Genomic DNA, 14,628 nt, shown 5'->3' with positions numbered 1-14,628 from the left:
AAAGAACGCATCCATCGATGCGTTCTTTTTTTAGAGAAAATGATGGAGATGTAACGTATTTTTAGCTTGCTCCGGAGTGAGATGGAAGGCGTGCTCAGTAGTGCCCTCTAGTAAACTCTGTTCAATTGGCTCTAATTCATATGTGTAAATCCCGTCCTCGAAGTCGGGAGTTCCGATGATGTTGACAGGAATCGGTTGGTCCTGCGATTTCATCAGAATGGAGAACTGTAAAAAATCGTTCGGCGGTAAAAACAAGGTCGTATATAATTTGAACGACTTACGATCTTCCATTGACACTAGAGCAGGTGCTCGACCCAAATCGGACGTGAACGATTGGATGCGAGAAAAAATCATTTGAACGGGAATCAGCATCGTATGGCCCTCGAGTGAACTCACTTCCGTCGGAGGCAAATACGTTTGATCAAGGAGACGAATCATCTGCTCGCTCTCGACCGGTGGACTGAAGAGATAACCTTGAATCGTTTGGACACCATGGTCTCGCAACCAATTCAAATCACGGAAACATTCTACACCTTCGACGACGATATCCATGCCAAATTCTTTTGCGATATACATCAAGCTACGGACGATGGCTTGTGACTTCACATTTTGATGGATGCCGTGTGCGAAAATTCGGTCGATCTTCATGATTTGGATATTATAATCCTGTACGTACGCGAGTGAAGAATAACCGGTACCGAAGTCGTCAAATGACACGGTGATGCCGAATGCATTCAATGTCTCAAACACGGACTTCATTCGATCTCGGTTCTCCAATAGCGTCGATTCTGGAATTTCGATTTCTAAATAATGAGGTAGGATGTTGTGTCTCGTATAGGATTGTTGAAGTTGTTGCATGTAGTTATCTAGATAAAAATAGGAAGCCGGGATGTTTATTGAAATCGGGATGCATGTCGGTAGGTGATTCATAAATCGACAGACTTCCTCGATTAAAAAGTCCGTCAATTCCACAATCTGTTGGTTGTGCTCAATCAACGGAATAAATTCAGCAGGCGAGATAGGTCCCCAAGTCGGATGTGTCCAGCGCATCAGTGCCTCAGCGCCAACAATTTCACCGGTCCACGCATGGACTTTCGGTTGATAGACAACAAACAGCTCCCTATTTTTGATGGCGGTGCGTAAATCATTGATCAACGTATAGCGACGCAAGGATGGCAAGTCAACGCTCGATGAATAGAACGCCAGATTGGAATGTCCCTGTGTGTAAGCGTGATTCGTCACCTGAACGGTATGGGCAATCAGTTCGTTCGCTGTCATCCCGTCATGTGGGGAGCGACAGACACCGACGGAAACGTGTGGGAAGATTTCATACTCACTGATGCTGTAAGCGCGTTCGGACAAGGTGGTCAACTTTTCACCGAAACGCCGGACTCTCTCATCGGTCCAATAACTAGGAATCACGATGCAATATAAATCTTCATGAATGACAGCTAATAAGGCATCATCAGGAACGTAAGGTTGGAGCGTGCCAATCGTTACGGCATTCCATTCATCCGCTAATTCAAAGCCTAGTGTTTGTTTGACCTCCGCATAGTGATTGAAGGAAATTCCAATCATCGTGACGGATTGCGCCTCTTCTAATAGTTCTTCGATATGTGTCTTTAACGTATCTCGATTGGCAATTCCCGTAATCGGGTCCACTGTCCGTAATGTGGTGATTTCTTGCTCCTGTTCTTGCAGTCGCGTAATATTTTTCAAATAGGAACGGTAACCGGTTACATTTTTATTCTGATTCCAGATAGGTTCACGCTTTTCTTCCACCCACTTCAATTCATCCTTTACATAAACGCGATATATGTAAGTAGCGGATTCTCCTTGTAACGTCTCATGACGTGATGAGGTTAGTCGTTCCAAATCTTCTGGATGAAGAAACTGCTTCCAAAATTCGAGCGTGATATCAGAAGGCTCAATCTCAAATCCAATCATACGGAATAGGCCAGGAGAAACGTGTTGGAACGTATCGCTCTGAAAATCAAACTCCATCATCCCGGCTTCGATAAACTGATTGAATTTCTCAATCTTCTCATTGTCAGTTTGGTAGACCGATTGATCCATCACCGCGCATGTAAGTAGTTTTCGATCCATAGATAAATGGCTACGTACGACATAATGGTGGTATTGCGATTCTTCTAAATGAAAGATTCGAACAACAGACTCCCGCATCTCAATCTCAGGGTCGATCATCAACTCACCAAGAATCTTTAAATACACATTTAAATCATCTGGATGGAGTAACTGTTTGAAGAGTAGCGGTGTATGTGTATCCGATGAAATAGTGCTAAGTCCGAACATATCTTTCAATGATCCAAATGTCTCGAAATAGTGAGTCTCTAAATTGAACTCAAAGAGGGCGAGACCGTGAATGTCGCCGAAAACTTGACGATAAGCATCAAAGCGCATGCGTTCTTGTGCGAGCTCATTTTCATATGTTCGCTCCATCACCGAGAACACCAAGGTAATCTCAGGGTGAACAGAAATAGGGACGGGCATCAATTGAAATAGACGATTCGACGGTTGAAGACGAACTTGAATCCCATCGTGTAACGAAGTCATGGATTCCGCAAAAGGGTCCAATTCGTTTGACAGTATTTCAACAAATTCTTCGATGGATTCTGAAAGCAACTTTTCGAACGAAGAGTTGACGAACCAAATTTCATCATCTTTAGTAAGAGCACATATGGCTTCAGGTGAATGCATCCAATATTCCGGTAATGAAGCATGATTATCCGAATCATCAAACGGAATAATTGAACTGAAATGTAATAATTTTTTCAAAATAAACCTCCCGATTTGGTCTACATTATCTATATATTCCTATTTATTATAGGTCTCTTGTTCAGAAAATAGGGTCAATATCTTTTTAACTTGCAGGTTTCAGAAGTCAATAAAAAAGACACACATCCAATTAGGATTGTGTGTCTTTCGGAAAATTAACGTGTCATGACTTTGTCGATGAGACCGTAGTCTTTCGCTTGGTCAGCTGCCATGAAGTAGTCACGCTCTGTATCGCGCTCGATGACTTCAAGTGGCTGTCCAGTGTTTTCTGCCATGATTTGGTTCAACTTCTCGCGCATCTTGATGATGCGTTCTGCGTGAATCTTGATGTCTGACGCTTGGCCTTGTGTGCCGCCGAGCGGTTGGTGAATCATGATTTCTGCGTTCGGTAATGCGAAGCGTTTCCCTTTTTCACCGGCTTGGAGCAAGAAGGCACCCATCGATGCAGCCATTCCGATACAAATCGTCGACACGTTCGGCTTGATGAAGTTCATCGTGTCATAGATCGCCATACCCGCTGTGATCGAACCACCTGGGCTGTTGATGTAGAGTGAGATGTCCTTTTCTGGGTCCTCAGCCGCAAGGAAGAGGAGCTGTGCGACGATTGAGTTCGCGACGTTGTCGTCAATCGCACTTCCGAGAAGGATGATGCGGTCTTTAAGCAAGCGTGAGTAGATGTCATACGCGCGCTCCCCACGGCCTGTCTGTTCGATAACTGTTGGAATTAACATTGAATCTGCCTCCTTTATGTAGGTTGTAATTTCATCATACCTGTATAGTCAATGATGGTCAAACGATAGTCATCGTTTTTCACCTATTCCACGATTTTCTTATCGTAAAACGAAAAAGAGGCCAGGCAATCTGCCTGACCTCTACATCTGATACACCCGGAGAGATTCGAACTCCCGACACCTGGCACCGGAAACCAGTGCTCTATCCCCTGAGCTACGGGTGCATATCTGTGACACGAATTTATTATACATTTGTTTTATTGAAAAAGCAATCCTGTTCACATAGCTTTTTTGAGCGCGACGGAAGCGGGTTCGATACAATAGAAAAGAGGGGGGAGAACGATGCAACGGCAGGAGCAAAAACAAATCCAGCAACAACAGATGACGCAAGACCTCGTGCAGCGGTTACCGGTCCTTGAGGCGGACCGTCTTGCGCTCGCATTCCGGCTTGCGCGTCTTGCACGACATAACACGAACATTCAAATCGGGAGCGGGAGCATCGATTGGATTGCAGATGCGGCGAGCTCGTTTGAGGAGAAGCTGTTTACACAGATTCATGAGGGTAGCGGCAGTGAGGATGAGAAAGTGTTGCGACGACAACTCGTCCTCTTGCTCGACCATCGGGGATTATTGCCGGATGCGAACGAGGTGTTGGCGACACGACTCGGTGTCGACGTCACTCGAATCGAACAGGCGAGGCAGGCGCTTTTATTTCTTGAACCGACGGGGATCGGGGCGAGAACAGAACGGGAGTGTCAATATCGACATGCGATCGAACATGAGGACCCTCGCATCGTCGATGTATTCGAAGCGATTGAGAGTGGGGTGAGTCCTCAACAGATGACGACTGCTCTTGCTATTTCAGAGGAGGAATTGGCAAGACTCGAACGAATCGTCGCGACACTTCCGAAACGTCCTCTATTATATGAAGAAACGGGTCACGTGTTTCCGGAAGTCGAGGTACGCTATGAAGAGGGGACACTCGTCACGACGTGGCTTAGTCCGGAACTCGACGAGACGCGTGTCGGGAATGACCGTGAGGCGAAATGGTGGATGACGTCCCTTTCGATGCGGAACGAAACGCTGCGTGAGATTTGGTCAATCATTGAAGCACGTCAGACCGAGTGGCTCAAAGGGGAACTTGTCCTTAATCCGTTGACCCGACGTACGGTCGCGCAGCTCATCGGAAAACATGAATCGACGGTCGGACGAGCCATCCAAGGGAAGTTCGCCAAGACCGAGAGTGGCATCATGGAATGGCGACACTTTTTTGTTCGGTCTACAAGTCGCGGGCATTCGCCATTTATGATTAAACGGGCACTCGCAGAACTGATTCAACGAGAGAAGGCACCACAAAGTGATCAGGCGCTTGCGAATGAATTGATTCGATACGGTTATCAAGTGACCCGGCGGACGGTGACGAACTATCGGGAAGAGCTTGGATTCGGTAATTCGCGCGAGCGCGAGCGACAGGTATGGAAGGGATGACGAAAATGAAACTTACTTTATATAAACGTGACAATTGCTCACTATGTGACGAGGCGGTCGTCATGCTCGAATGGTTACAGGAAGATTACCCGATTGAACTCGAACAGATCGACATCACCGGGGATGAGGTGCTCGAGGCAAAGTACCTCTTTGAAATCCCCGTTCTCATACATGAAGGTGTAGTCATCAGTCAAGGGCGATATGATGACAACAAAGTTGAAGATTTTGTTAAGTATACGCTTACATCGAAAAAAAACGTTTGAAGGGGTTGCCAGACGGAAAAGTGATTGATAAGATGAACTCGTAGCGGTGGGACGCAAATAAAAAAGTGGGACAAAAGTTGTCCACACTGAAAGTCGAGGGGGTATGAGCATGATCCAGCAACTGATTCACGTTCAGAAGCAAATTGTCCCTGACCTGCTCGATACGCTCCGACATCGTTACGATATCTTACATTATGTCCGTTTGATGCAGCCGATTGGCCGCAGGACACTCGCAACGAGCTTGGGACTGACCGAACGGGTACTCAGACGAGAAGTCGACTTTTTGAAAGATCAAGGTCTTCTTTACGTCGCTACTCAAGGAATTTCCCTCAGTGAGACGGGACGAAACGTCTTACGAGACTTGCACGAGATCATGGGAGAACTTCTTGGGATCTCAGAAGTGGCAAGAGAGCTCGAAGAGAAATTAGGGGTTCGCCAAGTCGTCATCGTACCGGGTGACTCGGATGAGACATTCTGGGTCCAACGCGATATCGGACGGGCGGCGGTCACGCAACTAAAAGCGCGGCTCGCACCGGATGATAATGTGATTGCGGTAACGGGAGGAACGACGATGGCATCGGTCGCGGCGATGATGTCGCCCGATAAAAAAGAACGCCCGATGCATTTCGTGCCCGCACGCGGAGGTCTCGGCGAAACGCTTGAACTTCAGGCGAACACCGTCTGTTCACGCATGGCGGACCGGGCCCACGCAGACTATCATCTTCTACATATTCCGGATGAAGTATCACAAGAAACGTTCGACCGGATGGTGGAGGAACCTAGCATCAAAAATGTGTTGGAAATGATTAGAGCGGCGCAAATTGTGGTACATGGAATTGGTGAGGCAGAAACGATGGCAAAGCGCCGTCACGCATCACCGGAGCATTTGCGGATGATTGAACGGCATGACGCCGTCGCCGAGGCATTCGGATATTATTTCAATGCTGAAGGTGAGATCGTCCATCGCGTCAAGACGGTTGGAATCCAACTCGAAGAGCTGGATGACATGGATGCCGTCATCGCGGTTGCCGGAGGAAAATCGAAGGCACAGGCAATCGCCGCTTATGCGAAACACACGTCGAACATCATCCTCGTCACAGACGAAGGTGCGGCGAAAGAATTATTAACTTGTTATTAAAGAGTTGACCCCCCGTTGGCTCTTCAATAAATAGCTTCTACCCTAAGGAGGAAATTAACATGGCAGTAAAAGTTGGTATTAACGGATTTGGACGTATCGGTCGTTTGGCATTCCGCGAGATCATCAAAAACGAAGGAATCGAAGTTGTTGCAATCAACGACTTGACAGACACGAAGATGCTTGCGCACCTTCTCAAGTATGACACGACTCAAGGTCGTTTCGACGGAGAAGTTGAAGTACACGACGATCACTTCCTCGTAAACGGAGAGAAAGTTATCACGCTTGCTAACCGTAACCCTGAAGAACTTCCATGGGGAGACCTCGGTGTAGACATCGTTCTCGAATGTACTGGATTCTTCACTTCAAAAGAAAAAGCTGAGCTTCACTTGAAAGCTGGCGCGAAGAAAGTTGTTATCTCGGCTCCTGCTACAGGTGACATGAAAACTGTTGTTTACAACACAAACCACGACATCCTCGATGGTACTGAAACAGTTATCTCAGGTGCTTCTTGTACAACAAACTGCTTGGCGCCAATGGCTAAAGTACTTCAAGACCAGTTCGGAATCGTTGAAGGTCTCATGACGACAATCCACGCTTACACTGGCGACCAAAACACGCTTGACGCTCCACACCCGAAAGGTGACTTCCGTCGTGCGCGTGCAGCTGCAGCGAACATCGTTCCTAACACAACAGGTGCTGCGAAAGCAATCGGTCTCGTAATCCCTGAACTTCAAGGAAAACTTGACGGTGCTGCACAACGTGTACCAGTTGCTACAGGTTCACTCACTGAGCTCGTAACTGTACTTGACAAGCAAGTATCTGTTGACGAAGTAAACGCAGCAATGAAAGCAGCAGCGAACGAGTCATTCGGTTACACTGAAGACGAAATCGTTTCTTCTGACATCGTTGGAATCACATACGGTTCACTCTTCGACGCGACTCAAACGAAAGTCATGACAGTTGGCGACAAGCAACTCGTTAAAACAGTTTCTTGGTACGACAACGAAATGTCTTACACTGCACAATTGGTTCGCACAGTTAAGCACTTCGCTAACATCGCGAAGTAATTTCGTGAACTAAATAGAATCAAATAGGAGCGGAAACAAGAGATTGTTCTCCGCTCTATTTATGAAATGACACGCACGACATATGGAGGCGAAAGTTATGAACAAACAGTCTATTCGTGACATCGATGTAAAAGGGAAACGCGTCTTTTGCCGCGTTGACTTCAACGTTCCACTCAAAGATGGCGTCATCCAAGACGAAACTCGGATCCAAGCCGCACTTCCAACGATCAAGCACTTGCTTGACGGTGGTGCGAAACTCGTCCTTGCGAGCCACCTCGGCCGTCCAAAAGGCGAGAAGAACCCTGAGTTCTCACTTGCTCCAGTAGCGAAGCGTCTCGCTGAACTCCTCGGAAAAGATGTACCGCTCGTCGAAGAAGCATACGGTCCGGTCGCAGAAGAAGCGGTCGCTAACCTCTCTGAAGGCGATGTCGTCGTTTTAGAGAACGTTCGTTTCTACCCAGGTGAAACGAAAAACGACCCTGAACTTGCAAAAGGATTCGCAGCACTTGCTGACGTATACGTCAACGACGCGTTCGGCGCGGCTCACCGTGCACACGCTTCAACTGAAGGGATTGCGCACCACGTGGACACAGCCGTTGCTGGTCTCTTGATGGAAAAAGAACTTGAAGTTCTCGGTAAAGCTCTTTCAAACCCAGACCGTCCGTTCACGGCGATTATCGGCGGGTCGAAAGTAGCGGATAAGATTGGGGTCATCGACCACCTTCTTGACATCGTTGACACACTCATCATCGGTGGCGGACTCTCGTACACGTTCTCGAAAGCACTCGGACACGAAGTCGGAACGTCACTCCTTGAAGAGGATAAGCTTGACCTCGCTCGTCAATTCATGAAGAAAGCAGAAGACAAAGGCGTGAAATTCTTGATGCCTGTCGACTGCGTCATCACGAAAGAATTTGGCGAAGAAACGTATGTCGGCCCAGTCGATATCGACTCGATCCCAGCGGATCACATGGGTCTCGATATCGGACCGAAGACAGTCGAACTTTACGCGGACGCGATTCGCGAATCGAAACTTGTCGTATGGAACGGACCGATGGGCGTATTCGAACTCGATAAATACGCAAACGGAACGAAAGGTGTCGCTCAAGCACTTGCGGACAGCGATGCATACTCAATCATCGGTGGTGGCGACTCAGCCGCTGCGGCAGCCAAGTTTGGTCTTGCTGACAAGATGAGTCACATCTCAACTGGTGGCGGCGCGTCACTCGAATTCATGGAAGGCAAAAAACTTCCAGGTGTCGAGGCGTTGAACGACAAGTAATTTAGAGGAGGGTTATCGATGCGTAAACCGATTATTGCAGGTAACTGGAAAATGAACAAAACACTCTCGGAAGCTGTTGCTTTCGTTGAGGAAGTAAAAAACAACATCCCATCTACTGACAAAGTAGATGCAGCGATTGGTGCTCCAGCACTTTTCCTCGCACCAATGGTAGAAGCAGCTAAAGGGTCAAACTTGAAGCTCGGTGCACAAAACATGTACGACAAAGATAGCGGTGCCTACACTGGCGAAATCAGCCCAGTGATGGTCGCTGACCTCGGCGTGACTTACGTCATCCTCGGTCACTCAGAACGTCGCGAGTACTTCGGTGAGTCGGATGCGTTCATCAACAGCAAAACGAAAAAAGCGTTCGAACACGGTCTTACGCCAATCGTTTGTGTCGGTGAAACACTCGAGGAGCGCGAAGGCGACAAGTTCGAAGAAGTCATCAAAACACAAGTCGAAGGCGGTCTCGCTGACCTTTCTGCTGACCAAGTCAAACAACTCGTCATCGCGTATGAGCCAGTTTGGGCAATCGGTACAGGGAAATCAGCGGACGAAGCAGACGCACAAAGCTCTTGTAAATATGTTCGCGACGTGGTGAAAGGTCTTTACGGTGAAGACGTAGCGGCTGCAGTACGCATCCAGTACGGTGGATCTGTAAAACCAGAGAACATCAAAGAGTATATGGCACAGGAAGATATCGACGGCGCACTCGTCGGCGGTGCTTCACTTGAAGCCGCTTCGTTCCTCAAATTGTTGGAGGCGATTTAAATGGCTAGACCAGTCGCACTCATCATTTTAGATGGTTTCGGGATGCGTGACGAATCGTTCGGAAACGCAGTCATGGCTGCGAACAAACCGAACTTCGATCGCTACTGGGAGCAGTATCCACATACGCTCTTAAACGCAAAAGGCGAGTACGTCGGTCTTCCGGAAGGACAGATGGGGAACTCAGAAGTCGGTCACTTGAACATCGGTGCCGGCCGAGTCGTCTATCAGTCACTCTCACGCGTGAACAACGCAATCAAAGACCGTTCGTTATTCGACCGTCAGGCGATGAACCATTTGGCAGGTCATGTGAAGAAACATGATTCGAGCCTCCATATCATGGGTCTCGTATCAGATGGCGGGATTCACTCGCACATCAATCACATGTTTGCCATCGTTGAGTTCGCAAAACTCCACGGCATCGAAAAAGTGTACATTCACGCGTTCACGGACGGTCGTGACTGTGATCCGAAATCAGGAGCTGGTTTCCTCAAGGAAACAGAAGAAAAGCTTGCTGAACTCGGTGTCGGTCAAGTCGCTAGCGTGTCTGGTCGCTACTATGCCATGGACCGTGACAACCGTTGGGAGCGCGTCGAGAAAGTATACGACGTCCTCGTAAACGGTAAAGGCGAAGTTGGCACGGATCCAGTCGAAGTTCTCCAGAAGTCTTACGAGAACGATTTGACGGATGAGTTTGTGTTACCAACTGTCATCGAAAAAGATGGCAAGCCGGTCGCGACAATCCAGGACAACGATGCCATCATGTTCTTCAACTTCCGACCGGACCGGGCGATCCAACTCGCAAAAGTGTTCAAAGAGAAAACAGGCTTCAAAGGCTTCGAACTCTCAAGCAAACACCCAGAGAACATCTTGCTCGTCTCGATGACAAAGTTCTCGGATGAGGTCGACACGGATATCGTGTTCCCACCGGAAGATTTGAAAAACACACTCGGGGAAACACTCTCTGCGCAAGGATACAAACAACTCCGTGCCGCAGAAACAGAGAAATACCCACACGTCACGTTCTTCTTGAACGGACAAAAAGAACAACCATTTGAAGGTGAGGATCGTCTCCTTGTCCCTTCACCGAAAGTCGCGACGTACGACTTGCAACCAGAAATGAGCGCATATGAGCTCACGGACGGTTTGCTCGAGCGTATCGAGTCAGATGAGTATGATGCATACATCATCAACTTCGCAAACCCGGATATGGTTGGTCACTCAGGGAAGCTTGAGCCGACGAAGAAAGCAATCGAAGCGGTCGACGAATGCCTCGGTAAAGTAGTGGACGCATTACTTGCTAAAGGTGGCGCGGCCATCATCACAGCGGACCACGGGAACGCGGACATCGTCACGAACCCGGATGGCTCACCGATGACGGCGCACACGACGGAACCTGTTCCATGTATCGTCACAAAAGAGGGAGTCGAACTGAAACCAGTTCTCGACGGCGCACTTTGCGACCTCGCCCCAACGCTTCTTCACCTTCTCGGTGGAGAGCAACCAGCTGAAATGACTGGTTCGTCAATCGTTACAAAATAATACAACTATTTTTCAAACGAAAAGGAGCGATTTTTCATGTCAATGATTACAGAAATTTACGCACGCGAGATTTTAGATTCACGCGGTAACCCATCAGTAGAAGTAGAAGTCTTCACAGAAGACGGCGGTTTCGGCCGTGCCCTCGTCCCATCAGGCGCATCAACAGGTGAGCACGAAGCAGTTGAGCTTCGCGATGGCGACAAGTCACGTTACCTCGGTAAAGGTGTCTTGAAAGCAGTTGCGAACGTGAACGACACGATTGCACCAGAACTCATCGGCTACGATGTATTCGACCAAAACGCAATCGATGCGAAAATGATCGAACTCGACGGTACACCAAACAAAGCAAAACTTGGTGCAAACGCAATCCTCGGTGTATCGATGGCAGCAGCTCACGCAGCAGCAGATGAGCTCGGTCTCCCACTTTACACTTACCTCGGTGGATTCAACGCGAAGACACTTCCAACACCAATGATGAACATCATCAACGGTGGTTCGCACGCGGACAATAACGTGGACTTCCAAGAGTTCATGATCATGCCTGTTGGCGCGCCTACATTCCGTGAAGCGCTCCGTATGGGTGCTGAAGTATTCCACGCCCTCAAATCAGTTCTTTCTGGTATGGGTCTTAACACAGCTGTCGGTGACGAAGGTGGTTTCGCACCAAACTTGAAGTCTAACGAAGAAGCGATCACAGTTATCCTTGAAGCGATCGAAAAAGCTGGTTACAAACCAGGTGAAGACGTCTACCTCGCAATGGACGTTGCATCTTCTGAGTTCTACGATAAATCAACTGGTAAATACGAACTCGCTGGCGAAGGCAAGTCACTCACAACTGCTGAGCTTGTAGACTTCTACGCTGAGCTCGTTGACAAGTACCCAATCCTCTCAATCGAAGATGGTTGTGACGAAAACGACTGGGATGGCCACAAGCTTCTCACAGACAAAATCGGACACAAAGTTCAACTCGTTGGGGATGACCTCTTCGTAACGAACACATCTAAACTTGCTGAAGGTATCGAAAAAGGAATCGCAAACTCGATCCTCATCAAAGTTAACCAAATCGGTACGCTCACAGAAACATTCGACGCGATCGAAATGGCTAAAAAAGCTGGTTACACAGCAGTCGTCTCTCACCGTTCTGGTGAAACAGAAGACGCGACAATCGCAGATATCGCTGTTGCGACAAACGCTGGACAAATCAAAACTGGTTCACTTTCACGTACAGACCGTATCGCGAAATACAACCAACTTCTCCGCATCGAAGACATGCTCGGCGATGTAGCGAAATACGACGGTATCAAGTCGTTCTACAACCTTAAAAAATAATTGATTGATTGTTTCAGGCTCGCCAATCGGCGGGCCTGTTTTTTTTGTGTGGAATAACCGTTTAATCGACGGTGGGAAAACTGTGATCGGTCGTCAACCCGTCTTGCGGCACCGATGCTTTCTGCAGGCAATCCACGGAGCCTCCTCGCGCTTATGCGCTTGCGGGGTCTCCGCGAGATTGCTTTCCTGCAAGAGTCACGGTGCCGCTTCGACGGCTACGATCGCTATTTGTCGGAACTTTTCGTCGTCGACACCCTGTGTTGCTGTATACTGAACGTGACTGATAAAGGGTAGGGGGAGATTGGATGGATCAATCGAATGAACAAGAAAAAAGGTTGAGCGGTGGGAACGTGTCAACTGTCTATAAAAAGGGGAATTACGTCTATCGCACTCAAAAGGAAGGCAGCGAGCGTATTCATCGATGGTTACGTCACTTGGAGGCAAAGCAACTTTCCGGAGTGCCGCGTTTTATTGGAATCGATGATCGAGGAAGAGAAGTGTTAACTTACTTGGAAGGAGAAACCGCAGACTATCCCTTGAAGTCCTACATGTGGTCCGATGAGGCGATTCAGGATGTTGCACGACTAATGAGACGTATACATGATGCATCGACAGATTTTGAGTGGTCGTCAGATTGGTCACCGATTGACAACACGCCTCAACCGCTAGAGGTCATCTGTCATAACGACTTCGCTGTCTACAATACAATTTTCCATGAAGGAAAAGTGGCAGGAATCATCGACTTTGATTTGGCTGCGCCAGGTCCGAGAGCTTGGGATATCGTCTATGCCCTTTATACGTTCGTTCCGCTCAGTCGTCGCCATCAAGCTGAAACAGGGGAAGTCATCTATTATGATGCCGATCGAGACGATGCGATCTATAACAAGCGGGTATCGTTGTTTCTCGAAGCCTATGGTTGGGAGCAAGCGGAGGTCGACTTGTTCGATATGTTACAACAACGGATTGAAGCGCTCTGTCTCTTGATGAAACGAAAAGCTACGGAAGGAGACGTCGCCTTCCAAAAGATGATTGACGAAGGGCATTACGATCATTACCAAGAGGAACTTCGGTTTATTCGAACGCATGGACAGAAGTGGTTCTGAAACAATCTGAAGCGGGAATATAGAAAGTGAAGCATGAATGGGGAGGCGATTTTCGTGATGATGCTCGGATTTCTTTTCTTGGTATTGCTCATTGGATTCGGCATTTGGTACTATCTCAAATCGCACCGGAATGATGATTGGTCATGACAACATTGTCATGACCTCTCTTTTGTGTCAGTTTGCACAAAATTTGGGTATACTCTCTACATAACGAGTAAAGGAGCCCATGCTTATGACACGAGTACGTAAAGCCATCATCCCAGCCGCCGGTCTCGGCACCCGCTTCCTTCCTGCCACGAAAGCCATGCCAAAAGAAATGTTGCCGATTGTCAACAAGCCGACGATCCAGTTCATCGTCGAGGAAGCCGTCGCTTCAGGCATCGAGGACATCATCATCGTCACGGGGAAGAACAAACGGGCGATTGAAGACCATTTCGACCGTGCGCTCGAACTGGAACAGAACCTCGAATCGAAAGGGAAGACGCGCTTGCTCGAATCGGTCCGACATTCCTCGAATTTGGCGAACATTCACTACATACGCCAACAGGAGCCAAAAGGTCTCGGTCATGCGATTTGGTGCGCTCGGAAGTTTATCGGAGACGAGCCATTCGCCGTCTTGCTCGGGGACGATATCATCGAATCCGATGTGCCGGCGACGAAGCAGTTGATCGACCAATATGAGGCCCACGATCGTTCGATCATCGGGGTGCAGCGTGTCCCGTATGAAATGACGAACCGATATGGTATAATTGACCCACTTGCCGTCGAAGGGAAGCTCATCCCGGTGCGGACGTTCGTGGAGAAACCGCCCATCGATGAGGCCCCGTCGAACTTCGCCATCCTCGGTCGCTATATCTTGAAACCGGACGTCTTTGAGGCGTTGGCGGGACAAGAGGCGGGAGCCGGGGGCGAGATTCAATTGACGGATGCGATCGCACGCTTGAATGAGGCGCAGACGGTCTTCGCCTACGAATTTGACGGTCGACGTTACGACGTCGGAGAGCCGATCGGGTTCGTCGAGACGACGATTTGCCACGCGCTCAGCGATCCTGATTTAAAAGATGACGTCCATGCCCTATTGAAACGGCTTTTGGACGAACTTGATCAACAGTAAGGTGTGT

The 14,628-nt window shown here is 48.5% G+C and carries 12 protein-coding genes and 1 tRNA gene; 10 read left to right on the top strand and 3 right to left on the bottom strand.

The window, feature by feature from the left end; all coding sequences use genetic code 11:
• Positions 1-30: 30 nt before the first annotated feature.
• The 3 genes from KNO65_RS03605 to KNO65_RS03595 form a co-directional block, all read right to left on the bottom strand.
• Positions 31-2,796 carry a putative bifunctional diguanylate cyclase/phosphodiesterase gene (locus KNO65_RS03605; protein ID WP_214781689.1) on the bottom strand — a complete coding sequence of 922 codons (2,766 nt, stop codon included), beginning with the start codon at positions 2,794-2,796 and terminating at the stop codon, positions 31-33.
• Positions 2,797-2,951: 155 nt separating this feature from the next.
• Positions 2,952-3,527 carry an ATP-dependent Clp endopeptidase proteolytic subunit ClpP gene (gene clpP, locus KNO65_RS03600; RefSeq protein ID WP_012726916.1) on the bottom strand — a complete coding sequence of 192 codons (576 nt, stop codon included), beginning with the start codon at positions 3,525-3,527 and terminating at the stop codon, positions 2,952-2,954.
• Positions 3,528-3,678: 151 nt separating this feature from the next.
• Positions 3,679-3,751, bottom strand: a tRNA-Arg gene (locus KNO65_RS03595).
• A gap of 118 nt (positions 3,752-3,869) precedes the next feature.
• On the opposite strand from KNO65_RS03595, the gene KNO65_RS03590 reads away from it, so the two are divergent.
• From KNO65_RS03590 to galU, 10 genes are all read left to right on the top strand, one after another.
• Positions 3,870-5,015, top strand: coding sequence for an RNA polymerase factor sigma-54 (locus tag KNO65_RS03590; protein ID WP_214690654.1), 1,146 nt, complete (start codon positions 3,870-3,872; stop codon positions 5,013-5,015).
• 5 nt (positions 5,016-5,020) lie between these two features.
• Complete coding sequence (locus KNO65_RS03585; RefSeq protein WP_230872831.1) at positions 5,021-5,278, top strand: glutaredoxin family protein; 258 nt, start codon at positions 5,021-5,023, stop codon at positions 5,276-5,278.
• 109 nt (positions 5,279-5,387) lie between these two features.
• Positions 5,388-6,416, top strand: coding sequence for a sugar-binding transcriptional regulator (locus KNO65_RS03580; protein ID WP_251131636.1), 1,029 nt, complete (start codon positions 5,388-5,390; stop codon positions 6,414-6,416).
• A gap of 59 nt (positions 6,417-6,475) precedes the next feature.
• Positions 6,476-7,483, top strand: coding sequence for a type I glyceraldehyde-3-phosphate dehydrogenase (gap, locus tag KNO65_RS03575; protein WP_012726912.1), 1,008 nt, complete (start codon positions 6,476-6,478; stop codon positions 7,481-7,483).
• A gap of 97 nt (positions 7,484-7,580) precedes the next feature.
• Positions 7,581-8,765, top strand: a complete 1,185-nt coding sequence (locus KNO65_RS03570) for a phosphoglycerate kinase (protein WP_074036297.1) — start codon at positions 7,581-7,583, stop codon at positions 8,763-8,765.
• Between the two features lie 18 nt (positions 8,766-8,783).
• The gene (gene tpiA, locus KNO65_RS03565) at positions 8,784-9,536 is read left to right on the top strand and encodes a triose-phosphate isomerase (RefSeq protein WP_078147302.1); all 753 of its coding nucleotides are present in this window, start codon (positions 8,784-8,786) and stop codon (positions 9,534-9,536) included.
• Entirely contained in the window at positions 9,537-11,075 is a 1,539-nt protein-coding gene (gene gpmI / locus KNO65_RS03560; RefSeq protein ID WP_214781687.1) for a 2,3-bisphosphoglycerate-independent phosphoglycerate mutase, read from the top strand.
• Between the two features lie 36 nt (positions 11,076-11,111).
• Positions 11,112-12,404 (top strand): phosphopyruvate hydratase, encoded by a 1,293-nt coding sequence (gene eno / locus KNO65_RS03555; RefSeq protein WP_012726908.1) that lies wholly within the window; start codon positions 11,112-11,114, stop codon positions 12,402-12,404.
• 305 nt (positions 12,405-12,709) lie between these two features.
• Complete coding sequence (locus KNO65_RS03550; protein ID WP_214781685.1) at positions 12,710-13,507, top strand: aminoglycoside phosphotransferase family protein; 798 nt, start codon at positions 12,710-12,712, stop codon at positions 13,505-13,507.
• A gap of 232 nt (positions 13,508-13,739) precedes the next feature.
• Positions 13,740-14,621, top strand: coding sequence for a UTP--glucose-1-phosphate uridylyltransferase GalU (gene galU, locus KNO65_RS03545; protein ID WP_214781683.1), 882 nt, complete (start codon positions 13,740-13,742; stop codon positions 14,619-14,621).
• The last annotated feature ends 7 nt before the right edge of the window (positions 14,622-14,628 follow it).

The organism is Exiguobacterium sp. S3, assembly GCF_018617295.1.
Classification (GTDB): Bacteria; Bacillota; Bacilli; order Exiguobacteriales; family Exiguobacteriaceae; genus Exiguobacterium; species Exiguobacterium profundum.
This window is presented reverse-complemented; position numbering and strand designations above follow the sequence as displayed.

What these genes read in the sequence shown, in the direction of transcription:
- tpiA (WP_078147302.1), top strand. Translation starts at nt 8,784, where the DNA reads ATGCGTAAACCGATTATTGCAGGTAACTGGAAAATGAACAAAACACTC.
- KNO65_RS03570 (WP_074036297.1), top strand. Translation starts at nt 7,581, where the DNA reads ATGAACAAACAGTCTATTCGTGACATCGATGTAAAAGGGAAACGCGTC.
- KNO65_RS03550 (WP_214781685.1), top strand. Translation starts at nt 12,710, where the DNA reads ATGGATCAATCGAATGAACAAGAAAAAAGGTTGAGCGGTGGGAACGTG.
- gap (WP_012726912.1), top strand. Translation starts at nt 6,476, where the DNA reads ATGGCAGTAAAAGTTGGTATTAACGGATTTGGACGTATCGGTCGTTTG.
- eno (WP_012726908.1), top strand. Translation starts at nt 11,112, where the DNA reads ATGTCAATGATTACAGAAATTTACGCACGCGAGATTTTAGATTCACGC.
- galU (WP_214781683.1), top strand. Translation starts at nt 13,740, where the DNA reads ATGACACGAGTACGTAAAGCCATCATCCCAGCCGCCGGTCTCGGCACC.
- KNO65_RS03590 (WP_214690654.1), top strand. Translation starts at nt 3,870, where the DNA reads ATGCAACGGCAGGAGCAAAAACAAATCCAGCAACAACAGATGACGCAA.
- KNO65_RS03580 (WP_251131636.1), top strand. Translation starts at nt 5,388, where the DNA reads ATGATCCAGCAACTGATTCACGTTCAGAAGCAAATTGTCCCTGACCTG.
- gpmI (WP_214781687.1), top strand. Translation starts at nt 9,537, where the DNA reads ATGGCTAGACCAGTCGCACTCATCATTTTAGATGGTTTCGGGATGCGT.
- clpP (WP_012726916.1), bottom strand. Translation starts at nt 3,527, where the DNA reads ATGTTAATTCCAACAGTTATCGAACAGACAGGCCGTGGGGAGCGCGCG.
- KNO65_RS03585 (WP_230872831.1), top strand. Translation starts at nt 5,021, where the DNA reads ATGAAACTTACTTTATATAAACGTGACAATTGCTCACTATGTGACGAG.